The sequence below is a fragment of the Rhizobium sp. FG96 genome (assembly GCF_057808655.1).
On the sequence record NZ_JBMDIL010000005.1, the window covers coordinates 270,778 to 296,566 of the forward strand.

The 25,789-nt window shown below is 57.8% G+C and carries 22 protein-coding genes and 2 pseudogenes; 10 read left to right on the plus strand and 14 right to left on the minus strand.

All coding sequences use genetic code 11. The features are described from left to right. Nucleotides 1–34: 34 nt before the first annotated feature. The gene (locus tag ACODR6_RS12140; RefSeq protein ID WP_203431476.1) at nucleotides 35–727 is read right to left on the minus strand and encodes a CBS domain-containing protein; all 693 of its coding nucleotides are present in this window, start codon (nucleotides 725–727) and stop codon (nucleotides 35–37) included. A gap of 215 nt (nucleotides 728–942) precedes the next feature. Here ACODR6_RS12140 and ACODR6_RS12145 point away from each other — a divergent pair, with 215 nt between their 5' ends. Both ACODR6_RS12145 and ctaD read left to right on the plus strand, forming a co-directional pair. Next, nucleotides 943–1,197, plus strand: coding sequence for a helix-turn-helix domain-containing protein (locus ACODR6_RS12145; protein ID WP_246777723.1), 255 nt, complete (start codon nucleotides 943–945; stop codon nucleotides 1,195–1,197). Nucleotides 1,198–1,550: 353 nt separating this feature from the next. Then, on the plus strand, nucleotides 1,551–3,215 hold the full coding sequence (gene ctaD, locus ACODR6_RS12150) for a cytochrome c oxidase subunit I (RefSeq protein ID WP_203431477.1): 1,665 nt from the start codon (nucleotides 1,551–1,553) through the stop codon (nucleotides 3,213–3,215). 573 nt (nucleotides 3,216–3,788) lie between these two features. Here ctaD and ACODR6_RS12155 read toward each other — a convergent pair. The 3 genes and pseudogenes from ACODR6_RS12155 to ACODR6_RS12165 all read right to left on the minus strand — a co-directional run bounded on the left by ACODR6_RS12155 (nucleotide 3,789) and on the right by ACODR6_RS12165 (nucleotide 6,347). Beyond that, nucleotides 3,789–4,388: a general stress protein gene (locus ACODR6_RS12155; RefSeq protein WP_489022561.1), complete on the minus strand. Its 600-nt coding sequence runs from the start codon at nucleotides 4,386–4,388 to the stop codon at nucleotides 3,789–3,791. Between the two features lie 29 nt (nucleotides 4,389–4,417). Next, on the minus strand, nucleotides 4,418–4,735 hold the full coding sequence (locus ACODR6_RS12160) for a PepSY domain-containing protein (RefSeq protein ID WP_203431478.1): 318 nt from the start codon (nucleotides 4,733–4,735) through the stop codon (nucleotides 4,418–4,420). A gap of 423 nt (nucleotides 4,736–5,158) precedes the next feature. After that, nucleotides 5,159–6,347: pseudogene (locus tag ACODR6_RS12165) on the minus strand (IS256 family transposase). Between the two features lie 123 nt (nucleotides 6,348–6,470). On the opposite strand from ACODR6_RS12165, the gene ACODR6_RS12170 reads away from it, so the two are divergent. Further along, nucleotides 6,471–6,716: a DUF982 domain-containing protein gene (locus ACODR6_RS12170; RefSeq protein ID WP_203431479.1), complete on the plus strand. Its 246-nt coding sequence runs from the start codon at nucleotides 6,471–6,473 to the stop codon at nucleotides 6,714–6,716. Between the two features lie 1,287 nt (nucleotides 6,717–8,003). On the opposite strand, the gene ACODR6_RS12175 is transcribed toward ACODR6_RS12170, so the two are convergent. From ACODR6_RS12175 to ACODR6_RS12185, 3 genes are all read right to left on the minus strand, one after another. Beyond that, nucleotides 8,004–8,252, minus strand: a complete 249-nt coding sequence (locus ACODR6_RS12175; protein WP_203431480.1) for a DUF3253 domain-containing protein — start codon at nucleotides 8,250–8,252, stop codon at nucleotides 8,004–8,006. A gap of 205 nt (nucleotides 8,253–8,457) precedes the next feature. Beyond that, nucleotides 8,458–9,726 carry a GGDEF domain-containing protein gene (locus ACODR6_RS12180; protein ID WP_489022581.1) on the minus strand — a complete coding sequence of 423 codons (1,269 nt, stop codon included), beginning with the start codon at nucleotides 9,724–9,726 and terminating at the stop codon, nucleotides 8,458–8,460. Between the two features lie 188 nt (nucleotides 9,727–9,914). Further along, nucleotides 9,915–10,091, minus strand: a complete 177-nt coding sequence (locus tag ACODR6_RS12185) for a hypothetical protein (protein WP_203431482.1) — start codon at nucleotides 10,089–10,091, stop codon at nucleotides 9,915–9,917. Nucleotides 10,092–10,912: 821 nt separating this feature from the next. Here ACODR6_RS12185 and ACODR6_RS12190 point away from each other — a divergent pair. Further along, a pseudogene (locus ACODR6_RS12190) lies at nucleotides 10,913–11,418 on the plus strand (lipocalin family protein). A 39-nt stretch (nucleotides 11,419–11,457) separates the two neighbouring features. On the opposite strand, the gene dinB reads toward ACODR6_RS12190, so the two are convergent. Further along, the gene (gene dinB / locus ACODR6_RS12195) at nucleotides 11,458–12,543 is read right to left on the minus strand and encodes a DNA polymerase IV (protein WP_203431483.1); all 1,086 of its coding nucleotides are present in this window, start codon (nucleotides 12,541–12,543) and stop codon (nucleotides 11,458–11,460) included. A gap of 519 nt (nucleotides 12,544–13,062) precedes the next feature. On the opposite strand from dinB, the gene ACODR6_RS12200 reads away from it, so the two are divergent. The 3 genes from ACODR6_RS12200 to ACODR6_RS12210 all read left to right on the plus strand — a co-directional run bounded on the left by ACODR6_RS12200 (nucleotide 13,063) and on the right by ACODR6_RS12210 (nucleotide 17,449). Continuing rightward, entirely contained in the window at nucleotides 13,063–14,286 is a 1,224-nt protein-coding gene (locus ACODR6_RS12200; RefSeq protein WP_489022582.1) for an ATP-binding protein, read from the plus strand. A 420-nt stretch (nucleotides 14,287–14,706) separates the two neighbouring features. Further along, complete coding sequence (locus ACODR6_RS12205) at nucleotides 14,707–16,026, plus strand: LLM class flavin-dependent oxidoreductase (protein ID WP_489022562.1); 1,320 nt, start codon at nucleotides 14,707–14,709, stop codon at nucleotides 16,024–16,026. A 58-nt stretch (nucleotides 16,027–16,084) separates the two neighbouring features. Beyond that, nucleotides 16,085–17,449 carry an FAD/NAD(P)-binding protein gene (locus ACODR6_RS12210; protein ID WP_489022563.1) on the plus strand — a complete coding sequence of 455 codons (1,365 nt, stop codon included), beginning with the start codon at nucleotides 16,085–16,087 and terminating at the stop codon, nucleotides 17,447–17,449. Between the two features lie 182 nt (nucleotides 17,450–17,631). Here the strand turns inward: ACODR6_RS12210 and ACODR6_RS12215 are convergent, their stop codons facing one another. Continuing rightward, on the minus strand, nucleotides 17,632–18,531 hold the full coding sequence (locus tag ACODR6_RS12215) for a LysR family transcriptional regulator (RefSeq protein ID WP_489022564.1): 900 nt from the start codon (nucleotides 18,529–18,531) through the stop codon (nucleotides 17,632–17,634). Nucleotides 18,532–18,640: 109 nt separating this feature from the next. On the opposite strand from ACODR6_RS12215, the gene ACODR6_RS12220 reads away from it, so the two are divergent. Next, entirely contained in the window at nucleotides 18,641–19,393 is a 753-nt protein-coding gene (locus ACODR6_RS12220; protein WP_203431485.1) for an SDR family NAD(P)-dependent oxidoreductase, read from the plus strand. A gap of 21 nt (nucleotides 19,394–19,414) precedes the next feature. Continuing rightward, nucleotides 19,415–19,804: a nuclear transport factor 2-like protein gene (locus ACODR6_RS12225; protein WP_203431486.1), complete on the plus strand. Its 390-nt coding sequence runs from the start codon at nucleotides 19,415–19,417 to the stop codon at nucleotides 19,802–19,804. A 544-nt stretch (nucleotides 19,805–20,348) separates the two neighbouring features. On the opposite strand, the gene ACODR6_RS12230 is transcribed toward ACODR6_RS12225, so the two are convergent. Continuing rightward, the gene (locus ACODR6_RS12230; protein WP_203431613.1) at nucleotides 20,349–21,323 is read right to left on the minus strand and encodes a L,D-transpeptidase family protein; all 975 of its coding nucleotides are present in this window, start codon (nucleotides 21,321–21,323) and stop codon (nucleotides 20,349–20,351) included. Nucleotides 21,324–22,088: 765 nt separating this feature from the next. Here ACODR6_RS12230 and ACODR6_RS12235 point away from each other — a divergent pair. Beyond that, nucleotides 22,089–22,442 carry a GFA family protein gene (locus tag ACODR6_RS12235; protein ID WP_348652548.1) on the plus strand — a complete coding sequence of 118 codons (354 nt, stop codon included), beginning with the start codon at nucleotides 22,089–22,091 and terminating at the stop codon, nucleotides 22,440–22,442. A gap of 3 nt (nucleotides 22,443–22,445) precedes the next feature. Here the strand turns inward: ACODR6_RS12235 and ACODR6_RS12240 are convergent, their stop codons facing one another. Genes ACODR6_RS12240 through ACODR6_RS12255 form a run of 4 tightly spaced genes read right to left on the minus strand, consistent with a single transcriptional unit; the run spans nucleotide 22,446 to nucleotide 25,788 of the window. After that, the gene (locus ACODR6_RS12240) at nucleotides 22,446–23,948 is read right to left on the minus strand and encodes a sulfatase (protein WP_203431487.1); all 1,503 of its coding nucleotides are present in this window, start codon (nucleotides 23,946–23,948) and stop codon (nucleotides 22,446–22,448) included. 36 nt (nucleotides 23,949–23,984) lie between these two features. Next, a complete protein-coding gene (locus ACODR6_RS12245) occupies nucleotides 23,985–24,575 on the minus strand; it encodes a carbohydrate ABC transporter permease (protein WP_489022565.1) in 591 nt (196 codons plus the stop codon). A 29-nt stretch (nucleotides 24,576–24,604) separates the two neighbouring features. Then, entirely contained in the window at nucleotides 24,605–24,832 is a 228-nt protein-coding gene (locus ACODR6_RS12250) for a hypothetical protein (RefSeq protein ID WP_489022566.1), read from the minus strand. After that, entirely contained in the window at nucleotides 24,832–25,788 is a 957-nt protein-coding gene (locus ACODR6_RS12255) for a carbohydrate ABC transporter permease (protein ID WP_203431488.1), read from the minus strand. The genes ACODR6_RS12250 and ACODR6_RS12255 overlap by 1 nt, the downstream gene beginning before the upstream one ends. Nucleotide 25,789: the final 1 nt, after the last annotated feature.

Here is a 25,789-nt window from a genome sequence, read left to right on the forward strand (position 1 = left end):
CGATGTTTAAAGTTTCCATTTTATTGCCCTTTCATCAAAAGGCCGCGAAACTGAGGTCCAGGAATTCGCGGCGATCGTCGACATGCCGAACCCCCCGAATGTTTTCCGCCAATATTGCGCTGGCCTTGCGTTCCGCTTCGCAACGATATGTGCCCTCGAGCAACACAATGCCATCGCTGACCTTGACCCGAGTGCTTCCGGAAATCGTCCAGTTTGCATCTCGCAGGGAGCTGATGACATCGTCTTGGATCGTCGAGTCAGCGCGCATGAATGAACGATTCAGCACCGGCTTGGAAGCAAGCGCGCGCACCAGATCGCTTCTCGTGACGATGCCTGTAACGCGGTTGTTTTCGAGGACGGGCAACCATTTCACTCGTCCCGCTTCCAGAAGATCAGCAATGTCTGCGAGGGTGGTCGTGGAGGACACCGTCGTCACATTGATGTTCATCACGTCTTCCACGTAGGAGGAATGACATTTTACGTAGTCTCTTGCGATGGCCGTTGATGTTGTAAATAGATCGCGCCACCAAGTCCGAATGTGGTTCTCTGTTGAGATTTCAACACGGTGCAGAAGATCGTTCTCTCCGACCGCACCCAGCAGCCGCCCGAATGAAATCACGGGGACGGCACTGATCTTGTGTAACACCAGCAGGTTCGCCACTTCCCGAATGGTCGTTTTTGGTCTCACGGAGATAATGCGGGTGGTCATTACGTCTTGCGCATACATGGCTAGCTCCTTCGGAACGGCCTGTTTTAAAACGACTTTGCTCGCTCGTTTGGCGAAAGACAACCGAGGATAATTGTCGGTTAAGTGCAAAAAAATCGCTTGAACGCATTCGTCCACGTAACGGTCCGGATCGAACCCGTACCGACATTTGCTTGCACACAGCCCGTGACGATGCGATTAGGGTGACGCACGCATAATGTATTGGGGGGACGCCTGTGATCGTCTCCGAAAAAGCTGCGCGAACTCGCCGACTTACAGACATCGACAAGTTCATTGGCGCTCGCGTTAAATCAGCGAGGTTGAGTCTTGGTTGGTCTCAAAGTGACTTAGCCCAAGAACTTGGGATCACATTTCAGCAAGTGCAGAAGTACGAGAACGGCACAAACCGAGTGCGCGGCGATGTTGTTCTCGGTTTCCAAGTTTTTCAAAGTCCCGCTCCAGTACTTTTTCGACCAACCAGTGCCATCTGAGGTGGACGTCAGGCTTGGTGCAAAGGCGATGGCTGTGACCAGTAGTCGGGAGGTACGATTATTGAGAGCGTTTAGAGAAACCCCCGGATGTCTTCGGAAACGGTTCCTTGCTTTACTTAAGGTCATTACGGGGGAAGAGCACGAAGAGACGTCAGATTGACCGAGAAAAAATGGAGAGGGGTTTTTGGTAGCAACCTCCAGAGCGATCGGGATTTAGGTTTACCGCAGTCACCCGGAATATGGCTTTACGGAAAACTATCGGTATGCGATAATTTTCCTATATCTGCAGGTGCGGTCGAGTGACAAGCTCCCCATAGTTAGGTTCGCACCCGGTACTTTTCTGGAGATTAGAGATGTCTCATTCCGACGCAAGCGTCCCAAACGGAGTTCATGAGCATCCGCACAAGCCCTCCTTCGTCAATCGGTGGTTTTTCTCGACGAACCACAAAGACATCGGAACTCTATACCTGATCTTCGCTATCGTTGCTGGTATCGTCGGAGGCGCTCTCTCGATCGCCATTAGAATGGAACTCCAGGAGCCCGGCATCCAAATCTTCAACGGTCTGGCCTCGATGGTTTACGGCTTCGAAGGTGACGCCGCGATCGACGGTGGCAAACACATGTTCAACGTCTTCACCACCGCTCACGCCCTCATCATGATCTTCTTCATGGTCATGCCGGCGATGATCGGCGGCTTCGCCAACTGGATGGTTCCGATCATGATCGGTGCCCCGGATATGGCGTTCCCGCGTCTGAACAACATCTCCTTCTGGCTGATCGTTCCGGCCTTCCTGCTGCTCGTGCTGTCGATGTTCGTCGAAGGCCCGGCAGGAGCCTACGGGTCGGGTACCGGGTGGACGCTTTACCCTCCTTTGTCGAGTGTTGGACACCCTGGGCCCGCGGTAGATTTGATAATCTTCGCTGTACATATTTCGGGTGCCTCGTCGATCCTCGGCGCGATCAACTTCATCACCACGATCCTGAACATGCGCGCACCGGGCATGACGCTGCACAAGATGCCGCTCTTCGCCTGGGCTGTTCTGATCACGGCCTTCCTGCTGCTTCTCTCGCTGCCGGTTCTGGCTGGCGCCATCACCATGGTGCTGACCGACCGTAACTTCGGCACGACCTTCTTCGCGCCGGAAGGCGGCGGTGACCCGATCCTCTACCAGCACCTGTTCTGGTTCTTCGGTCACCCGGAAGTCTACATCCTGATCCTGCCGGGCTTCGGCATCGTCAGTCACATCATCTCGACCTTCTCGCGCAAGCCGATCTTCGGTTACCTCGGCATGGCCTACGCCATGGTCGCCATCGGTGCCGTCGGCTTCGTCGTCTGGGCTCACCACATGTACACGGTCGGCCTGTCGCTCGACGCACAGCGCTACTTCGTCTTCGCGACGATGGTCATCGCCGTTCCGACGGGCGTGAAGATCTTCTCCTGGATCGCAACGATGTGGGGTGGCTCGATCGAGTTCCGCACGCCGATGGTCTGGGCGATCGGCTTCATCTTCCTGTTCACGGTCGGTGGCGTCACCGGCGTTCAGCTGGCAAATGCTGGTCTCGACCGCTCGCTGCATGACACCTACTACGTCGTGGCTCACTTCCACTACGTTCTGTCGCTCGGCGCCGTCTTCGCCATCTTCGCTGCCTGGTACTACTGGTTCCCGAAGATGAGCGGCTACATGTACAACGAGTTCCTCGGCAAGCTGCACTTCTGGGTCATGTTCATCGGCGTCAACCTGGTGTTCTTCCCGCAGCACTTCCTCGGTCTCGCAGGCATGCCGCGTCGTTACATCGACTATCCGGATGCATTTGCCGGCTGGAACTACGTTTCCTCGATCGGCTCCTACATCTCGGCCTTCGCGGTGCTGATCTTCCTCTACGGTGTCTTCGAAGCCTTCGCAAAAAAGCGTTTCGCTGGAGACAATGCTTGGGGGGGCGGGGCAACAACATTGGAATGGCAGCTGCCTTCGCCGCCGCCGTATCACCAGTGGGAGAGGCTCCCAAGGATTCGTTGAGGGTATTTCATCGGCCGACTGCAAAAACGGCGCACTCATCGCCCTAATGTCGAACTGGACTTTTTACGGTGCGGCCCGCGATTTTTATCAGGCGAACCTCGGGAGAATGTAGCACGTTACGATAGAACCGTGAATTTGGTGACCGTTTGCCCCAGGCAATAGCAACTGCTGGAAGCCGAATCCATTGGTCGCCAACATCTTATCTTCCTGCGGGATAGGTACGTCAATTCGGTAGCTGAACGCAGCGAGCGACTGCGATCCCTACCGACGGCAACTGTGCTTTCTCGATTGATAGCGAGCATGCGGACCGTCATATGCTCAAAGGCACACGACCATAGTGCGGCGGGAGTGTTGATTTTGCGTCTGTCCCATACTGTTTGCATCCGACTGTCCTGACCCTGTCCCGAGAGAAGCTTCCGTTGACGTCTGCGCTGCGCTCGCAGCCGGGCACAGCGGAGCCAGGTCGAGTTCCATAAGGTTCGCGCAAAACCGCCCATAAGTTCCATAAAATAGCATTATGCCACAAGCCGTGAGTATAATGAAGGGCGCCTCGGGGCGCCCTTCATACAAAATTCACATCCCATTCCGGCGATAACGAAGCCGCTCCTGTTCAATTTGTTCGGCATTGTAGGGCGCGAGTGTATCGTCGAAACGGGTCCATCCTTGCTTCTCGTAGGCGGTGCGCCGTTCTGTCGGATCAACCCAATTCGAGCGCTTCAGAATAGCTTCAGCCTCTGGCGCCAGTGCCTCATCCACCTTGGCGGTGACGAGGGTTCCACCTCGGCGCACACCTTCGGCGTAGAAATGAGCATCTCGTTCTGGTACGCCGGAGCTCGTCAGTGCGCCGATAATTCCACCAGCGGCCCCACCTGCCACCGCACCAGCTGCGGCCCCCGCTGCGGTGGCAGCAAGCCAACCGGCGGCGACAACCGGGCCAACACCCGGAATCGCCATTAAGCCGAGACCAGTGAGCAAACCGCCTGCCCCGCCGACAACAGCACCGATCCCGGCGCCAGTTCCGGCCCCTTCGGCGGCATTCGACTCGCCGTGCCGTCGATCACCATTGTTGGATACAATGCTGATATCAGTAGATGGAACACCAACAGCTTCGAGTTCACTGACAGCGGAGCTGGCGTCCGTATAGTCGTCAAAAAGTCCGGTAACAGTTTTCATGATAACCTCCTTGCGCTTGCGTTTCGCACTCACTTGGCAACAATATTGCCCTGATAATCGAGGGCGATCGAAACGGCTTTGCCGTCCTTCATGCCTTTGGCGTTCCAAACGCCTTTGTCGTCTTTGCTGAGATCTTTCACCTGCGTGTAACCTGCTTTTTCAATCCGATCCTTAGCCTGGTCCTCAGTAAAGCTGTTTGCGCCTTCCACCGGAGCCGTCGGATTTTTGGTGTCGGGGGTAGCAACTGCCGGCGTGTCGCCGTTGCTGTTGGCGGCTGGCGCGGTCTGAGCCAGTGCTGAAAGAGACGAGACGGAGACGAATGCGGCTGCGAGAACGATTTTCTTCATGGTTTCCTCTCTAGTTTAGATCGTCATATTGAATCTACCCAACCAACCCTCTGACATTGCATTGGTTCCAGCATCGGACCTTAGTCCGATAGGCTGAAGTACCGTTGGACAGCGACAGGAACGCCTGGACGGGCCCTGAACCCGATACCGCGCAATGGCCCAGCGGATAACAAATCGAAGCCTGCGCCGGGAAGCGACAACGAGCTGCCGCAGCGCCCGTGAAACCGTCCTTCCAGGCCAGCACGAAGCCTGCTGCTGACGGTTCTGGAATGGTTCCAACTTCCGCCATGGTGATGACCTGGACTTAAGTCCGATCGCGGAACAGCACGCGTTGAAGGCGCGTTCAAGACAAAATGGAGATCATGTCCCAGGGCGTGGTGTAGCTTAGACGACCACGGCTCATCCCAAAGGGCCGGATGAGTGTCAGCTTGCTGCTGGCAGGCTGATGAGTGGATCATCGCTCATCGTGGCGATAGTTTCCAGTGTCATGTAGCGAGATCGTTGAACGGCCCACTCGTCATTCTGCTCGAGCAGCAATGCTCCGACCAACCTGACGATGGCATCGTCGTTGGGGAAAATGCCGACGACTTCAGTGCGTCGCTTGATCTCGCCGTTAAGGCGTTCGATTGGATTTGTGCTGTGAAGCTTTGCCCAGTGCTGCTTGGGAAAGGTCATGTATGCGAGCACATCCTGTTCGGCACTATCCATCAGCGTGGCGAGTTTCGGCACCTTCGGCCTGATCTGGTCTGCTACATTGCGCCATTGGGTGCTTGCCGCGTCCGGGGTGTCCTGTGCGAAGGCGGTGGCGATGAAGGCGGAGACGACCCGCCGTCCGCTCTTACCAGCATGGGCTGCGCATGAAGTGGACTCTGCAGCGCTGCCAAGTGGCGCAGAGCACCTTCGATACTGCGGCTTTGATGCCCTCATGCGCATCGGAAACGGCGAGCTTGACGCCACGCAGACCCCGCCTGGTCAGCTTTCGCAGAAACTCGGTCCAGATCGCCTCGGCCTCGGAAGTGCCAATCTCCATGCCGAGCACCTCGCGCCGACCATCAGTGTTGACGCCCACGGCGATGATGACCGCGACCGAGACGATACGACCGCCACGACGAACCTTCAGGTAGGTGGCATCGATCCAGAGGTATGGCCACTCGCCCTCGGTGGGACGGTCGAGGAAGACCTTCACTTTCTCGTCGATCTCTTCGCACAGGCGGGACACCTGGCTCTTGGAGATGCCCGACATGCCCATCGCCTTGACGAGGTCGTCGACGGATCGGGTCGAAACGCCCTGGATATAGGCCTCTTGGATGACTGCCGTCAGGGCCTTCTCGGCCATTCGGCGTGGTTCGAGAAAGCTCGGAAAGTAGCTGCCTGTGCGAAGCTTGGGAATGCGAAGCTCGACTGTGCCAGCTCGTGTTTCCCAATCCCGGTCGCGATAGCCGTTGCGCTGGGCAAGTCGGAAGCCGTTCTTCTCGCCATAGCCCGCGCCGGTCTTCGTCGCGACCTCCAGCGCCATCAGCTTCTCGGCAGCAAAGCCGATCATCTCGCGCAGCAAATCGGCATCAGCGCTCTTCTCAACAAGCGAGCGCAGGTTCATCATGTCGTCGGTCATCGGTGGTGTCCCTCAGGTTGGCTCTAAGCAACCCGACCCTAGCGGAAAACGCCGGTGACCACCCTGTCAGCTACACCACGCGGCGGGACACGATCAAAATGGAAAACAGAGGCAGGGAAAGAAATGTCGATCGAACTATGGCAATCAACAATCGAGGTGGCGATCGACGGCGGTGATCATTTTAAGAGCGTGAGCAACAGCCGAGAAGCGCTTGCGTGCCTGATGACCTGTTGGCCCAGCCGCGGCGGCAAAGCTTTTGCCGCCGCCCGGCGGGCCTGTATCGGCGCTGTGGACGGTCGTGTGGACCCGTCGGTAGCAGCGGAAGCGTTCAAGAACGCGGCCTTGGAAGCCGGCCTGCTACGGCAGTAAACCGGTGCCAAGACGTTTCGATCGTGTCGCAAGTAAACAACATTGGGAGCTCTGTCGACGTATAACCGGACTATGGCGATATAACGCTCCCACAACCGGTCGGCGCATGAATGCCGCATGCCGGTTTGGAACTGTCAATCAGCATCGGGAGCTGAAGCCCCCCTGTTGCTTTTCGGCGTTGGCATGGACGCAGGATCTGAGGGGACTTCTAGGTCGACTGGGCGTCCCAGCGCCAGTGCCTCGTCCAGCGGTTCCTGGTACGATGCTTTGGAATTAGCCGTGACCGATCGAAGTCGAGCCTCCGTCATTGCCATCGATCGCCGAAACACGCATATTTTGTGTATCCAGATCGATTCTCAAAACACCATAGGAGTAACCATGGCCTTCCTTTCAAACATGGTCGCCATCGTAACTGGCGGCGGTTGAGGATAGGTCTAAGAGTTCGCTCCACAGCAGGGTAGGGATGGGGCAAAAGTTGTCGTGTTGCGCGGAGGCCACCGAGTTAAGGAAACAGCCTCTCTCATTGAGGAAGCGGGCAAAGAAGCGATCGCCCTTGCGGCCGACCTGATGACCTTACCGCCTTTGAACATGCCTTTGTTCGCGTCGCGAGCGAATTGGGCCTAATCGACGTCCTCATCAACAACCACAGCTCGTTTCCTGGCTTTAGTCCTATTTGGGACTGCGATCCCCTTATTTGGTAGCCGGATGTAGAGATCAATCTGCGTGGCACGTTAACACCTGCCGCCTGGCCGGCCCTATGATGCTGGCCCAGGGCAGCGGCCGGATCATAAAACTCGTTGGTGGCGGAACGGGCAACAGTTTTCGTCATGGCTGGCTCTGGTTACGCGCCCAGCAAATCCGCCAGCGATGCTCTCGCAGAGGAGAGGGATGCGATCGTTCCGGCAAACGACCGAGCACTGCGTTTTAGCTCCGCCGAGCAAGCGAAGATTTGAAGATATTCGGGAAGGTTGGAGAGCGAGGTTTGCAGAGTGCATGAATGAACGGGCGGCGCCGACGCCGTCGAAGCCCTTCACGTCCTATGCGGCGATCTTCATGCAAAGGAACCTCGGTGATGTAGAGGGATGACCTCAGATCGCCGATGGTTCCTGTTGCTCTTCCCGGCGTTTCGGTGAAGCTATACCTTAGTGCGAAGTTCGCTACGCATTTTCAAGTGGGAGCGCGCGGTGCTCGTAAACCAGCTGTTTCTGCGCTTCCCGGAAAACGCCCCGACCTCTATCGCCTCGGTGATGACGGTTGCCTAATCCTGACTGTATTATAGTGAGCCTTTCAGCTGGGACCGCTTATTCGGTAGGGGCCGGCTCGCTCGCTCGTTACGACAGATTTCCAGGTCAGGGTAATTTCGCCGCGCGCCAGCAACACATCTACCGCTTCATGGACGACCGGCATGAATTTGCGCCAGTCCAGCGGATCGTTGTGATCCCGCGCAAGACTGCGCGCCACTTCGCTCGGACAGGTTGTGCCAGCAGGTCGGCTTGCCACGAAACTTGAGATCGTCGATTCAGCATCTTTGGTCATCGCGCGACTTCATTCTCTCGAACCCTGAGTGACTCTATATGGGATAGCGCTAGCGGCTGACGATGGGCAAACTGTTCATAAGCCGCTGTTTTTCTCAGGTTGCAGTTAGCCCCTGACAAACCAGGAGGCTAAGTTTTCAATTTTCGTATCGATTGGTTGCGGGCCGCCGGTCAACATCCTTCAAGGCCAGCGTTTGGACTCAGGTTTACGTTTGATTGGCTGAACTGCCGTGAGTGCATACCCTGGTCCGATTGCGGCCCTCTCTCTTTGCCGCATAAAGTGCTGCATCGGCTTCCCGCTGAAGGTCGTCCACGCTCTTTGGCGCACGGTCCAGGGGGAGGGTAGCGACGCCGATGCTGAGCGTTACTACTGGCGCCGCCCTCGATGCGGGGTTGGGAAATGAGGCAGCCTCGACGCGCTGTCGGATCGTCTCGGCCAAGCTGAGGGCCGTCTTTGCATCGCAACCAGGAAGAAAAATCAGGAACTCCTCCCCACCAAAGCGCGCGACCTGGTCGTTGTCGTTCCTCAAGCTGCTCTCGATGATACCGGCCACCTTGACGAGGCAGCGATCACCTTCGGCGTGGCCGAGACTATCATTGAGGCGCTTGAAGTCGTCGACATCACACATCAACATCGCAGCTTCCAGGCCGCCAGGTCCATTCTTCCAATAAGCTTCAAGCGTTGCCATCATTGATCTTCTGTTTGCAACACCTGTCAGGGGATCGGTGCGGGCCAGTCGTTCCAGACGGCCGTTAGCATCTTTCAGATCTGCAAGGCGTTTGCGATCGCGTAGCTCCAGAAGAAAAGTTTTCTGCGCCAGAATAATTGCGGTCCGGCGCGCTACCAGGGTTGCCATTATGCCAGCCGCAAAAAACAGCGAGCCCGCGATCGCGCTCCCCGGTCCTATCATCGGATTTCGGAGCTGGAATATCAGGTAAATAAAGATCGCTCCCACGCCCACCATAGTTGCAAGGGTGAGCGGCACCGGGAATATCACTATCGCAGTCACAGCCACGAACAACATGATCGTTAGATGCCGCTCATAGAATTCGCCCCCGGAAGCTACCCCAACCAGGGCGACTGACAGCAAGATGACCAGGATGCCACCGAGCAATACTGAGAATTGTTGCCGTGGCCCACGCGGCTTCGAGAAAAAAATGGCGGTCGATATTGCGGCGGGAAGAAGCAGTGATGCCGGCAAGAACATTGCTGTAGCTGTTTGCGACGGAAGGAGGAGCAGATTTAGCGTGAGAGTGACGACATCCAGCAGAACAACCCACACCATCCATGCACGGATGATCTTCGCTGCCTGCGTGGCCGAACGTTCACGGAAAAGCTGGGCCAGTTCTCCTTCGAGGCGTATGTGCCGCGTCCGGCCGTCTAGCAACCGTTGGACCTCGGCCCAGCCCCCTTCGGTAACAACGGGAGTTTCTCTCGGCGGCGACGGCTGGGCGCCAGTGCGGACTCTTTCCATACCCATGGTTGTGAGTTAGGTCGCGACAAAGGATGAGCAAGGCCACCGGTCATCCCGACTGGAGCCAAGTCGTGAAAGTGTGGGTACGGCGGTTCGGGTAGATTTCTGATAGTTCCGACCGCAAGCACGGTTACTATAGATCCGACTAGGCGGGTGTTGATTGAAGCTGTGAAGGGCTCGGCAGGTCGTTACTCTGCTGCCTCGGTGCGATTGCCAGACTGGCTCAACCGAGCTTTCTGGCCGCTTGCCCAGCTGCGGGCGTGGCTTTCAAGTACGAAGTCTCGTTCGGTCACAGCACCGTTCTCAACGACACGTACCCACCATTTATTGTCTTTGAAATCAACATTGACAGAGTTCAGCTCCATCGTTGCGTCCTCCGCGTCTCGGGGCGCAAGGTGCCAATCTCACAGCGGCAACGAGCCTCGTCATTTCTGCTGCCGATATCCGATAGTACGCTAACGTACTCTGGCTTGTCCATCCGAAAGGTTGGAAAAGGTCAAGTCAAAAATCGGCGCCATCACCCTGGCCGACGACTCGGAAGATGAAATGCGGCTTGGAGAGGCCCCTTCGATCGCGCCGAACGTGGGTGCCGTCTGGTATCAGTAAAAAGTGCCCTGCGCCCCGACCTTGATGTCGTCCGGCACATGGATCAACATCGACCGGCCGTCCCGGACGCTGTGGAGGCGGCGGTCGAGTGGCGAAGTCATCTGGGCGGGCGCTTGACTTCTTCTTTCACACGATCTCGGGCTCTGAAGGCGCTTCTTCTAAGGTACTATTCGACCTCTATGTGTTTGCGGGTTCTCGAACCGCCTCGATCCTCGTCAGCCCTGTGCCCAGCGTCCTGACGGAAAGGTCGTGCAATTTGCCAGACAACCTTACTGCATGACCCATTCTCGCAACGGAGCGGATGTTGCGCAGACAAAGCAACCGAACGAGCTGTCCGCTCCGACCCGACGGGGGCGCGGCTGCGGGAGCCACGACCGCGTTTTTCTTCTTCATCGGCACGGTGTCTGCGTGACCCTTGCGAAACTCCAACGAATGGCGGCACTGATAACTGATCGGCTCCGGTCGCACGAATCCCACGGCTAGCCGGGCACGGTCGCACGCGCCATCGCGAACGAGCAACTGGAACTATCGGTCACCTATGTATTCTGACGGCATGAGAATCAATATCGCAATCATATCAATGGCGGGCGCCGTGTTGGCTGCGTGCAGCCCGGCTGGACCTTCTGGCAACTCGTCCGTACCTCAGCCAGCCAAGCCTGTCGAAATCGAGCAATACCTAGGCCATTGGTTCGAGATGGCGCGCTACGGAAATCAGTTTGAGCGCGGTTGCGAGGCCGTTACTGCCGACTACTCGCTTGGTGAAGATGGTATGGTCCGCGTGCTCAACACTGCCGGGAAGGCGGAATAGACGGTAGGCGCAAAGAATCCGAAGGCAGGGCAAAAACTGTCCCGGATAGCGGCAACGCCAAGCTCAAAGTATCGTTCTTCGGCCCGTTTTACGGGGATTACTGGATCCTTGATCGCGCCGCGGATTATTCTTGGTCGATAATTGGCGAACCTTCGGGTCGATATTTATGGTTCCTGACTCGGAGACCCGACCCGACAAAAAAGACCCGTAACATGCTTGTCGAAAAGGCCAAAGCGCTCGGCTACGATGTCGACATGCTGCGGTGGACGCAGCATTAGAAGCATTGTGGATGCTCGCCGCTCTGAGGGGCGCGTCATCTAAACTAGCTGCAACTGATCCGTCCGGAGGTCATCTGCCCTTTCGAGAGAGGATAGCGTCACCCCCAGCAATCGTATGCCTTGCGGCAGCGGAAAGATTGACTTCAAGAGCGAGGCGACGGCCTCGTCGATTTCGCCGGCAGACAGGAAAGACCGCTCGACTGTCCTTGCGCGCGTGATCTGCGTGAAGTCAGCATATTTCACCTTCAGCGTCACGGTTTTTGCCCTGATCGAGTTGGTCTCGCAATAGCGCCAGACCTTGGCGATGAGCGGGCGCACGCCCTCGAGCGCCGGGTCATAGCTGTGAATGTCCTGCGCGAAAGTATCCTCGGCGCCGACCGATTTGCGGATCCTGTCCGGCTTGACGCGGCGCTCATCGATGCCGCGGGCAATGCCGTAAAAGTATGGACCAGCTTTCCCGAAATGATCGGTCAGGAACTGCAGCGACTGCGCCTTGAGGTCGGCGCCGGTCTGGATTCCGAGGCGGTGCATCTTCTCGGCGGTCGCCGGCCCGACGCCGTGGAATTTCTTCACGGCCAGCCCTTCGACAAAGGCAGGGCCGTTCTTCGGCGTGATGACGGCCTGCCCGTTCGGCTTGTTGAGGTCGGAGGCCATTTTGGCGAGAAACTTGTTGTAGGAGATTCCGGCTGAAGCATTCAGCCCGGTAACGGCCTTGATCCTTGCGCGGATCTCCAGCGCGATCTCGGTCGCGATCGGCATATCCTTGAGGTTTTCGGTCACATCGAGATAGGCCTCGTCGAGCGACAGAGGCTCGATCAGCGGCGTGTATTCGGCAAAGATCTCGCGGATCTGCTGCGAGACGGCGCGATAGACCTCGAAGCGGGGCGTCACAAAAATCAGGTCAGGGCATTTGCGAGCGGCCGTGACCGAAGGCATCGCCGAGTGGACACCGAATTTTCGTGCTTCATAGCTAGCAGCCGCAACCACGCCTCGGGCGGCTGCACCACCGACGGCGAGCGGCTTGCCACGCAGTTCCGGATTATCGCGCTGTTCCACTGACGCGTAAAACGCATCCATGTCGACATGGATGATCTTTCTAATCGTCGAAGCTGCCGTCACATCCATTGGTGCGGCCTCAGGTGAAGTTCGAAGTGTGCCGGTTCATGTCTATTTCATCTATCTAAATGAATAGAACAAAGTAAGAACTTTTTTAGCTGGAGTCAAATAGCTGTGGCGATCCGTTGCCTCGGCTAGCGCCCTGCCAGCCCATCCTGTGTTCATTTTTTCTGAAGACACCTCCCGGAGTGCGGGACGGCCGGACTGCCGCGACTGCTGCCGAGCATCCCTGCAGGCCAGGACGAGCGGGGCACCTGACCTGCGATGGACAACCTGCGCTGATCGCGCAGGCGGCGATTGAGCGACAGCCGGGGGCAAGAGGATCGAGCTGCGACCGAGTACGCTTTGTTTTCTCCTTTGCCATCTCAATTTTTTGGCTGGACGGCAGCTCCGATATAGACGGCGTGCCTTTCCGGATTGGCCGAACTTGAAATCCGGATTGGACGAAGATATCTTCCGGATCAGACGAATAGTTACGGTTAGTTCCAAAGGGGCCAATATTTGATCAGCAACAACAAGGCCGACCTGCTGTTTCCCAGAGGTGCGTCTCAACGCGTGGCCATAGCCATGACAGATACGCCGGTCGTCCTCGTGAATGGACCCCGACAATGCGGCAAGACCACTCTGGTACGATCTCTCCTCAAGACAGACCGGCCGTATTTCACGCTGGATGACGACACGACGCTCGCATCGGCAAAGACCGATCCGGTCGGCTTTATCAGGCAAATCGATACTGCAATCCTCGACGAAGTGCAGCGGGCTCCCGAACTGTTGCGCGCCATCAAAAGCGCCGTCGACAACGACCGACGTCCCGGCCGATTTCTTTTGACAGGATCCGCCAACATCCTTGCGCTTCCGACCGTCTCGGAAAGCCTTGCCGGCAGGATGGAGGTTGTGACCCTGCTGCCCCTGGGCCAGGCAGAAGTCCTGAGAGGGAAGGGCAATTTCCTCGACAAGGCATTTGCCGGAGAGCTTACGGCGCCTGGGAGCGTTATTGTCGGGTCTGACCTGATCGAACACGTCCTCACTGGCGGATATCCGGAGATGATCGCACGCCCCGATCCTCGCCGTCGTTCTGCTTGGGCAAGAGAATATATCCGAGCGATTGTCGAGCGCGACGTTAGCGAAATCGCCGATGTCGAGCGTCTCGACCAGATGCCTCAGCTACTTCGCGCACTCGCACATCACTCGGGACAGCTCTTGAATTTCGCGCAGCTGGCAGGACAAATCGGTCTCGATGATAAAACCGCGCGTCGCTATATCGGCATCTTCGAGAACCTGTTTCTGGTGCGCAGGATCGAGCCATGGTTCCGCAATCCACTGAAGCGTCTCGTGAAGACGCCGAAGCTGTTCTTCCTGGATAGCGGACTTCTTGCCGCATTAACGGGATTGACCCAGGATCGTATTGCAAGAGACCGCTCGGCCTTCGGTGCCCTGCTCGAAACCTTCGTTGCCAATGAGATTCTCAGGCTCGCCACATGGAGCGATGCTCGACCGACCTTCCATCATTATCGTGACAAAGATCAGGACGAGGTCGATATTATTCTGGAAGATGAGAGCGGCGATATCATCGGGCTTGAGGTAAAGGCTGCGGCGACGGTCACAGCGCCGGATTTCAAGGGCCTCCGGAAAGTTGCGGCTGCCACCGGAAGCGCCTTCAAGGCAGGATGGGTTCTTTACGACGGGGACAAGATCCTACCCTTTGGTGATAGACTGGCGGCGGTCCCGCTTTCCTGCCTCTGGGGCGAGTGATTTCGGAAACAGCCCATCGCTTGCGGGAATGCTCACACAAAAAAGGTCGATTCAACGCAGAGCTGCATGCTGCGGCGGCGCCGTGTGGCTTTCCGTAGCGAAGGCGCGGCTTCCGTGCGTGCTAACTCGTAAAGCCAGGTTGAAGAGCAGGCTATTTCCTCAGTGGAAAGAGTCTCGTGAGACTGGGCGCGGGTACCATAGTGCCGACATCCGCCACCACATGCTAACGTGTGCGGACCTGTACGTGGCACCTGATGCTCGTGCGCAAACACGGCTTCTTTTCGCAGCCGAGTTGCAGAACGAAAATATATTCCTTTAGCGCCGGCGCGCCGTAGAGAATATTGGGCCGAACCCAAGCGACAACCGAGTTCCCACGCCGCCGACAAGTATCGGCACCGGGAGCCGAGAAGGTGAACGCAATTGACCGAACGGCAACTTCATCTGGGCGCCTTCATGCGCCCCGTCAGCCTCCATACCGGAGCCTGGCGGTATCCGGGGTCTTATCCGGACGCGAATTTCAACTTTGCCCATATCGTCGCGTTTGCGAAGAAACTGGAAGCGGCGAAGTTCGACGCCTTCTTCATGGCCGATCATCTTGCCGTGCTCAACATGCCCGAGGAGGCTTTGAAGCGCAGCCACACGGTCACGTCGTTCGAGCCGTTCACGCTGCTTTCCGCTATTGCGGCGCTGACGAGCCGCATCGGTCTCGTCGCCACGGCATCGACCACGTTCGACGAGCCCTATCATGTGGCGCGGCGCTTCGCATCTCTCGATCACATTAGCGGCGGACGCGCCGGGTGGAACATCGTCACGACTTCCAATCCCGATGCTGCACTGAATTTCGGCCTTGATGCGCATGTCGCTCATGGCGAACGCTACGAACGTGCGCGCGAATTCTATGACGTCGTCACCGGTTTGTGGGATAGCTTCGACGACGACGCCTTTATCCGCGATATCGAAAGCGGTGCCTTCTTCGACCCGGCGAAGTTGCATGCCCTCAACCATAAAGGCACTGAACTGTCCGTACGGGGTCCGCTTAATATCGCCCGCCCTCCACAAAGATGGCCCGTCATCGTTCAGGCCGGTCAATCCGACCCGGGCCGGCAGCTTGCCGCTGAAACGGCTGAGGTCGTCTTTTGCTCGCCGCGCGACTTGCCCTCCGGACAGGCGCTCTATGCCGATATCAAGGGGCGGATGGGAAAGGTGGGGCGCAACCCTGATCATCTGAAGATTCTGCCTGCGGCATTCGTGGTGATCGGGGATACACTTGAGGAGGCGAGGGCGAAGCGCGCCCGTCTTGATACCCTCGTGCATTACGACAGCGCTATCGCTTCGCTGTCGATCGCGCTTGGCCATGACGCCTCGAAATTCGACCCTGACCAGCCGCTTCCCGAGGTGCCTGAGACCGATGCCAGCAAGACCGGCCGCGAGCAGGTGCTGAGGCTCGCGGAGCAGGAGCGTTTGACCGTCCGCCAGCTGGCGCAGCGCTATGGCGGCTACTCGGGTCTCGCCTTTGTCGGCACGCCGCAGCAGATCGCCGACGACATGGCCGAGTGGCTTTATGAAGGGGGATCCGACGGTTTCAACGTCGTCTTCCCCTATCTGCCGCAGGGGCTCGACGATGTTGTCGAGCGGCTGGTTCCGGAGCTCCAACGGCGGCGGCTCTTTCGCACGGATTATGAGGGAAAAACGCTACGCGACCACCTCGGGCTTTCGCGGCCGAAGAGCCGCTACGCTTGAAGCCGTGGGAACTCGATCCTGTCCGGACGCGTTTGCTGTGCGCATGCGAGGGCTATGAATGATCTATGATGCGGTTTTGGTCGGGTCTGGGTTCTCGGCGATTGCGACACTTTGCAATCTCATTGAACGCCTTCCGGCTTCCGCGGCGGTGGCTGTTATTGGCGATGACCCGGGCTTTGGCCGCGGCACCGCCTACAGGTCGGAGCTTTATCTTCACCGGCTGAATGTCCCGGCAGGGCGGATGAGCCTCTTTCCCGACAGGCCCGATGGCTTTGTAGAGTGGCTTGCCGAGCGCAAGCGGCCGTTGAAGGAGGGTGATTTTGCCTCCCGACAGGATTACGGCCTCTACGTTCGCGATAGCCTGGCAGCACTGCTGCGCAACAAGAAGCAGCGATGCAGGGTGGATTTCATCCGGGCCAAAGCGACAGGCTGCGTCGAGCGTTACAACGAAACGCTCGGCTTTCTCCTCGACAATGGCGGCGAGATCGCAGGCCGGAATGTTGTGCTGTGCCTTGGCGTTGGCAATGCACCGCTGCCGGTCGATGTCTCGGGATTGGCCGCTTCGGCCAAAGAGCGGATCATCGAAAACCCGTGGCGGCTTTCTTGGCTACGGCGTGTTGGGCGAGAAGACGTCGTCTGCATCCTCGGCTCCGGCCTGACGATGATCGATCAGGTTCTGGCGCTGCAAGCGCGCGGTTTCCGTGGCAAGATTGATGTACTTTCGCGACGTGGGCTCGTCCCTCATGGGCATGTGGTGGCGCCCAAGCCGCCCGCCGACTTCGATCCGCAGACCCTGCCGGTTAAGATGAGCGCGCTGCTTCACCGGCTGCGCGAGGAAAGCAGGGTTACAGGCGACTGGCGCTCGGTCATGGACCGCCTGCGCCCGCAGACGCAAGCGCTCTGGGCGCGCCTGCCTGCGGCCGAGCGCAGCCGATTTCTTCGTCACGCCCTGCCGTGGTGGAACATTCACCGCCATCGGGTGGCGCCAGATGTGCACGGCCGTTTTCGCGAGCTGGTGGAAAATGGCCAAGTCGTTGTGCATGCGGGCTTCCTCTCGGCAGTGGAGGAGACAGGAAAGGGCCTGTCGATCAATTACCGGGCCAAGGGAACATGGGACGGAAAGCGAATGAACGTTGACTGGCTGATCAACTGCACCGGCGTCGAAAGGGCGGGTATCGCGCATTCACCGCTGCTTGCGGAGATGAAGCGTCAGGCTCTGATCAAGGCAGATCCGCGGGGTCTCGGCATCGTTGTCGATCCGCAATCGAGAGTGCCCGGCGATACCGCAATCCGCGCGCGGCTCTATGCGGTCGGCGCGCTGACCGCAGGCCAGTTCTGGGAGATCACGGCCGTGCCGGATATTCGCGTCCAAGCGCAGGCCGTTGCAAACGAAATTGCTTCCGTGATCACAGCGAGAGAATGACCGGCGACAGCCGGCTGCGACTATCGCCGCGGTTTTTCGGGCCGTTGGCGTTGGCAGCACCTGCTCCCTGATCCCTGCTGCTTATCTCGCCGAAACGTAGGCATCAGTGCTTGGTATTCGTCCGACCGTACCGCCCTTCGAAATCTACACGGCAACTTGGTTTCGTCCGGAAGAGGCCGGGATCAACCGAGTGCTTCGCGAGGGAAACCAGACGCGAGGCTGTCGATGAACTTCCTGACAGCCGGAGGAAGGCCGCGCCGCGTCGTAAACACCAGATGCACAAGTCCTTTCATGCCGCGCCAAGCAGGTAAGACGCGAACCAGCCGTCCCTGCTCCAATGCCTCTCGGCATGTGTGGTCAGGCAGCAGCGCGACGCCCAGGCCAGCGAGCGCTGCCGTTCGAACGGCAGTAAAATCTGCACACCCAATACGCGGTTGATGAACAAGCGTATGTGAACAGCCATCGTCGGTTTCGAGAAACCAGTTCACCTCGCCATGGTCATCCGTCGTCGACAGGGTCGGCTCCCGTGCGAGATCTTCGATGCTGCCAATGCGGCTGGCGATCTGCGGAGCCGAAACGAGGATTCGGATTGAGCTTCCGAGCGAACGCATGGTCAGCGACGCATCGCCGTCGAGTGACGTTCGAACTCTAAGTGCCACATCGACACGCTCCTCAATCAGGTCGACGGGCCGATCCACGGCAACGAGCTGCAGGCGGACCTTCGGATGCTGTGCGAGAAACCTGGCCACCAAATCCGAGATGGGTTCAACGAGCCCTGTCGGGCAGCTTATCCGGATCAAGCCATGCGGTTCGGACTGGGCTTCGGCAACGAGCGCCTCGGCCCGCTCTGCCTCAGCCAGCATCGCCTTGCAGCGCTCGTAGAAGGATTGCCCGACGTCTGTAACGCGAAAGCGGCGGCTTGATCTCTCGATAAGGCGAACGCCCAGCCGGGCCTCAAGGCCCGCCACGCGCCTGCTCAGCTTTGACTTCGGCTCGCGAAGGGCACGCCCGGCCGCAGCGAAACCGCCGTGGTCGATAACCTCGGCGAAATAGAAAAGGTCATTGAGGTCAGATTTCATCATCGTTCTCGAGATGGAACGATGGGTACCATTTTTGCAGACTATGTGCATCAGCGTTCTGCTGTCATCTTCTTTTCAACGGCAAAACGCCGCAGACATAAGGAGCAAGACAATGAGCAAGAAGTTCGAACAGAAGGTCGTCATCGTCACTGGCGGCACCAGCGGTATCGGTCTGGCAACAGCCAAGGCGTTCTCGGAGCAAGGCGCGGCCATATTCATAACGGGTCGCCGCAAGGAAACACTGAACGCCGCCGTCAAGGAGATTGGCGGCCGGGTGACAGGTATCCAAGCCGACATGAGCAAACTGACCGATATCGATCGTCTGTATGACGCGGTACAGCAGAAGCACTCGCAAATCGACGTTGTCTTCGCCAACGCAGGCGGCGGCGAGTTCGCAGCGCTCGGCGCCATCACCGAAAAGCACTACCAGAACACCTTCGACACAAATGTGAAGGGCACGCTCTTTACCGTGCAGAAGGCCCTCCCTCTGCTGCGGGACGGCGCATCGATCATTCTCACTTCTTCGACGACCAGCGTCTCCGGCACGCCTGCGTTCAGCGTCTACTCCGCCACGAAGGCGGCGATCCGCAGCTTCGCCCGCAACTGGATCCTCGACCTCAAGGATCGCCACATCCGCGTCAATGCGATCAGCCCCGGCGTGACCGATACCGCAGGCCTGAACGAGCTCTTCGGCAACGGCGACAGTGCCGAAAACACGAAGAGCTACCTCGCAAGCCTCATCCCGGCAGGCCGTATCGGCAAACCGGAGGAAATCGCGAAAGCCGTACTCTTCCTGGCGTCTGAGGATGCAAGCTTCGTGAACGGCGTCGAGCTGTTCGTCGATGGCGGCCAGGTTCAGATCTAAGCCCGCAATAGGAGAACGATCATGGCCGACATTGCAACATTGCTTGAACGAAACCTTCAGGGAATCTTCGGGGAGGGCGACGAAGCCCTCCGCCGCAAAGTTGCCGAGGAAATCCTGCATGAAGATGCCGTCTTCGTCGAACCGCATGGCATTTATCAAGGACGCGACGCGATCGTTCGCGTCGCCGGCGAAATTCGTGGAATGCATCCAAGCTTCCGTTACACGCCCCTGGCTGACGCTGAGATTCTTCATGATCGAGCGGGCAGGGTGAGATGGGTAGCTGGTGTACCAGGAGAGGATTCAGCCTACGCCGGAACCGACTTCGTCATCGCCAGAGACGGCAAGATCGAGGGCCTCTATCTGTTTTTCGATGGAGCGCCTGACCCGACCAGTCCTCCGATCCCTGCCTGACGCTGAAGTGGAGCCGTCGCCCACATAACATGGGCGGCGCGTTTCGGCGCGATGCCATGGACCGCCTTGGGCGCTCGTGCATGAGGGCGATTTCTTCACTTGGGCTGCGGAGAGGAACGCTTCGAGTGCGCAGCCGGCAATCCGCCATTCATCCGCTATCAGACATTTAAGGGCGCCATGCGCAAGCGAGCTCTCGCCCATAGCTTAACGCATGGCGCCCAGTTCAGCGGCCTGACCTCATCATGGGCGCCGTTCCTGGTGTCGACAGCAACGCTTTGAAAGGCCGGCGGCACTCGAACGTGGCACGGATTGCGCCGGCAGCGTCAAGAAAAAGAAAGTCGATGCCTGGCAGATTCAGCTCGCGATCATCGGCGGCGAGGAACTCATTTACATCATGACGCCAGATCCCGACGGGTTTGTGACCGTGGACGGCAATCTCTCCCTTCACCGCGACGAATGAGAACCGGCGTCGCCATCCCGCTACTGCGTCAGGGGTCGCCAGTGGATCGAAGTCAGTAGCGACCGTCCAGCCGGGCGGCCAGCATTAGTCGGTAAAGACCACGACAACGCCAGGCTTGACCATGCTTGCCAATTCCTCGACGTCCCAGTTGGTCAATCTCACACAGCCATGTGAGCCAGCCTTGTCGATGAGGGATGGTTCAGGCGTTCCGTGGATGCCATAGGTCGGCTCCGAGAGATCGATCCAGACAGACCCCACCGGATTGTTCGGTCCGCTTGGCAACGAAAGCTTCGTCTTGTTCTTGCCTTGCTGGAAATTGACACGCGGATTGTATTCGTAGGTCGGGTTGCGTGCAACGCCGTTGACCTTGTGCTTTCCGGAAGGCGACGGATTGTCTTCGCTTCCAATTGTCGCCGGATAGATCGCCAGAACATCCCCATTATCGGCAAAGGCGACGAGCTGCCCAACCCCGCGGCGCGCTTCGATCCGCTTCACCTGGCCGGTTCTGGGTGCTCCGACAACGGCTACAGAAATCGTCTCGCCGGGCAAAAAATTTGCGGACGGGTTGAGGGCATGGAGAAGGTCGATATCCATGTGAAAGCGCTCGGAAAGCTTTTCGGCGACGCTTGTATAGTCGAGGTGATCCATCTTGGCTTGTTCTGCATAATTTCTCGGCACTTCATTGACGAGGTCGTCGGCGTCATCCGGCGCAATAATATACGGGCCTACAACATGCTTGTCGTCGCCGAGCCGCTCTACCACCTGAGCGTCGAGCTTGCCGTCCACCGGCAGATGCTGCATTGCTTCAAAACCGGCAACCGCCTTGCTGACATTGGCGCCATCAAAACCATCGATCACACCAGGCGATGCGCCTGCCCGGTCAAGCAGGACCTGAAGATGGATTATTGCGGCATTCGGGACGGGCGGATCCTGCGCAACCTGCCCGTTGAGCCCTGATAAGACATCCGAGTTGTTGATTGCATCGGGCGACAGTTCCTGGGCGTGCGAAAAGCCAAGCCAGCCGAGAAAGATCATTGAGCCAAACAGAAGTCTTTTCATTGCACTAAAAGGGCTGAAAAGCTCAATTGTTCCATTGGAGGCCAGGAGCGCGAAGATTTGCTGACACCACTGCGACGATGCTCTGTCGGATGATATGGTCGAGATAGAAAAGTCGCTGGTTCCGGCGCGGCCAGCATCAGGTCCATGGATTTCATCGACAGCCCCGGAGTTAAACTGTTTTACAAAAACAGTATAACTGGTGGGCGACCTGGGAAGAAGATGAGATACGCGGGAGAGAGGGCTGCTCCAATCGGCGTGCGCTACATCCTCTTGTACCTGATGCCCTTCAGGGTCAGTCGGCAAGACCCGGCCGGGTGTCGCACCGCGCACTCAAAGTATCTACAGGCTTTGAGTACAAGGCTCTTGGCGACAGGCAGCGGAATTCTTCCCGGTTGTGCTTCTTCGCGACGGTCGAGCGGCCGGCGAAGGCTCTTGCGATTTTTTCCGACTCTAGATCGAGCAGGCGAGGGATCGATGACGATGCATGGGGCCGGGAATTCAAAGCTCTTGCAGTTCGGGAGGGCGTTGTCCGGGCCGCCGCGGTAATCCCCTTGGTGCGAAGCAAGCGCCACAGCATGGCTCTTTATGACAGGTTGCTTCTATCTCTCCCGTTCACGGGTAAGGAAAGGAATTTTCCAGACGATGTCGACGGAGCTTGTGCCTGTGGCAGATCGTTTACTATGCGGAGGTAGGCCGCAATGACGTCAGGATCCGTCACTGCAATGACAGAGGCTTACGGGAAGCGCTTATCGTGTGACTGTGACAGTGCCTATCACCTCGGGCAACCCCAAGGAGTACGTCAAGCTTGCCGCCAACGGCCTCAGAGGGATGCAGTACTGCTGTGGACTTTGCGGCTCTCCTATCTTTATAACAGCAGAGATGGAAGACGCAGAGCAGGTGGGCATCCGGCTGGGAACAATAAACCCTCGGCGAAATCTCGAACCGGCCGCGCAGTTCTGGTTTTCGTCATGTTTCCGTGGGCTAAAAATCTCAGCCAGCTATCAAGGCACGCCGAATGAAGTATGGCTTCGGAGACGCCGCCGCCAGACCAAGGGTCTGAGGCTATTTACGACTTTTGAACCGCGGTGGGTTTTCAGTGAGCAATCGGGGGCGTCGTAGAACTTACCCGCCGAAAGGCAGTTGGAGCCGCGTGAGCAGCTCCGCGGGCGCGCCATAGTTAATGAGCATGTCTTTCATAATTCGCTCCATGCGAAATCTTTGTTCGATTATCGTGTTCCAGACATTGTGTTGCTGGTTGGGATCGGACTTGCGATGGTACAGGAAAGGTTCGCTATCCATGGCCCTCCGATCCTGGGGACCGTCTGAAGCGATCGGCAGCTTCCATTGGGGCATTTCGACACCCGGAATGTAAAGGCCGTGCTCGATAGCCGTGTCTTTGGGATCGATCGTCGTCGGCACCATCGTAGAATAGGCGTAAAGCGGCTTTGTTCGATCCGGGGGTTGGATCAGGGTCCAGTCGCCATCGGTGCAGCAAACCCCCTGTCCAAATGTGCCATAGATCACAGCATCGCGGGCGGATGAGAGGTCTCCTGCCAGGAGCGGAACAAATGACTTCGAGTGCGAGCGGTCCGGTCTCGCAACTCCGGCAATCTCCAGAACGGAGGCAAAAATATCGACTGTCGACGTCAGCGCTTCTACCCGCCCCTCATGCGATTTCAAATGCGGGTGCCAAACCATCAACGGGATGTTGGCGTGACTATCGAAGTGCGGAAACTGTTTGCCATAGCCACCACGCTCGCCAAGGTCGTGCCCATGGTCAGTCGTCACGATAACGGCCGTGTCGTTCCAAAGGCCCTCTTCATCCAATGTCTGAAGAAGCCTGCCGAACCATTTGTCGGTCATCGTCAGCTTGGCGCCGTACTGTGATCGCACATAGGCGATTTCCTCGGCCGTAGCTAGCGCAAAGAACTCCGCCTGCCGCGCGGCATCCTGGTAGGGTGGCCAAAGCGTAAAATGGTCTCGTCCACTCGCATCCCCGTACATGGAGGCATAGGGCTCAGGCACGTCGAACGGTTCATGGACATCGAAGGATTCGACCTGAAGGAAGAACGGGCGCTTTGCCTTGGGTTTGCGCAGCCAGTCGCTGGCGGCGGTCATCACCTTCGCAGGAAAGAAGTCCTTCTCGTCGCTGAAATCCTTAACGTTGGAAAAGTAGCGGTGTCCGTAGCCGGGCCGCCAACGCTCGATGTTTGTTACCCACTGCGGCAAGTCTTCATCTGCGACAAGCGGTTCCCAGAAATCGAGTTCGTGTCCGCGGATGAACTCCGCGCCCTGGAAGCTCTGTATATAGCCATTCGCTGACTCCTCCCAGTAGTGATAATGATCGGTGACAATAGCTGTCGTGTAGCCAGCCTCTTCGAGCAGCTTAGGAAGACGAAGGTCGAATGGTTCAAGCGGTCCCCACGGCCGCCATTGCATACCGCTGAAGCCCGCAAAGATTTCTCGCCTCGCCGGCATGCATGGAAGGCTGCCGACAAAATGATTATCAAACCGCCACGCTCGCTTGGCGAACCCTTCGAGGTTCGGCGTTTCGAATTCGCTTCCACCGTAGGCGGAGAGCGCGTTTCTGTTAACGCTGTCGATGAGCACGAGGATGATATTCATGGCAGACCTTCGCAGGGGTTCGAGGAGCGTTCCTGACTAGAGTTTGACCGCGCCGGCGGCGAGATCGGAGACCAGCTTGCGCTGCAGGAACATGAAGAGGATCAGCGTAGGAAGCGTTGTGATGACTGATGCCGTCATCACTAGGTTCCATTGCGTTGTGTACTCGCCGAAAAAGCCTGCAAGGCCAACGGGCACGGTCTTCTTTTCGTCCGAGGTCATCAAGGTGAGCGCAAACAGGAACTCGTCCCAGGCGGACACGAAGGCATTGACCGCGACGGTGACGAGGCCCGGCCACGCGATAGGGAGAATAACCTTGAAGATGATCTGCAGCGTCGATGCACCATCCAGCTTGGCGGCTTCGTCCAGATCCTGAGGGATGGTGTCGAGATAGCCGAGCAGCAGGTAAATGGCGAAGGGCAGGTTCATCGCCGTATAGGAGATCACCAGGCTCACGGGGTTGTCGATCAGCCCCAGATGAAGAAACAGCGAGTAGAGCGGCGTAATCAGGATCACGAACGGGAATAGCTGCGTACAGATGACCAGCATCAGCAGAACACCGCGCCCTTTGAAGTTGCGGTTCCTCGAGAAGCCGTAGGCGGCAACCAACGAGATGATGACAGCTGCCACCGTCGAGATCGAACATACGAGCGCGCTGTTTATGAGGGAAAGGGCGAGTTCTCGAGCAGGGTGTAGTAGTTGTCCAGGGTGACACTGGTGATCAGTCTGAATGTCCGACTGAAACTCTCCCTGTCTGGGCGGAATGAGATAAGTACGACCCAGATGAAGGGAAAGGCCAACAGCAGCAGTATGATTAAACTAAAAATAACGGTTGCCAGATCCCGGGCAAACTGGAGCCGGCTCTGGCGTGTGGACAACGTGGCCATCAGCCTTTTCCTTTGTTCTGACGCGCCAGGATCGTCAAATAGGCGAGCGCGAATACGAACATTATCACGCTCATGAGCACCCCGATGGCTGCGCCCTCGCCAACGCGGTAGTCGACAAACGAGACCGTGTACATCTTAGTCGCCAAAACCTGGGTGTAATCGCCAGGCCCGCCGCGCGTCGCCAGCCATACATAGACGAAGTTGTTAAATGTCCAGATGGTCGTCAACAAGGCGACAACCGCGATAACGGGTTTGAGCATCGGCAGGACAATGCGCATATGAATCTGGAATTCCGATGCGCCATCAATGCGCGCTGACTCTTTCAGCTCCTTGGGAATTGATTGCAGCGCGGCGAGAAAGGTTATGACAACGAACGGAAGCTCGCGCCAGATCAGCATCGTCTCGACAGCGCCCCAGACCGTAGATGTCCGCGACAGGAACGGGATCCCGCGTTCAATCACGCCGATTGAAATCAGTAACTGGTTGACTGCGCCGTACCGCGGATCGAGGAGCCATTTCCACGCAGCCACAGCGACAACCGGTGGCGTGACGAACGGTATGAGGACAAGCGAGCGCACAAGCCAGCCAAGATGCCATCGCCGGAAGACAGCCGCATTGAGGAGAATCGAGAGTGCCAATCCAAACACCAGCCGTAACAGGACCGTGATGAAGGTCTGCATCACAGCGGTGTTGAAGAACGCGACACCGAGGCCGGCGCCGCTCAGAACGGCAATGAAGTTGTCAAACCCGACCCATGCGTTCGGCTTTCCGAGATCGAACAGGCTGACCTGCTGAAAGCTGAGCGCAATATTGTAGATTGCGGGTCCCGCAAAAAAGAATGCGAGGACCGCCATCGCCGGTAGGATCAATCCATACGGTTCCAACCAATGGAAAGACGTGCTGGCCTTGCGGACAACGCCAGCGGCGCGCCTCTGTTCAGTCACGGTCGCCGACATG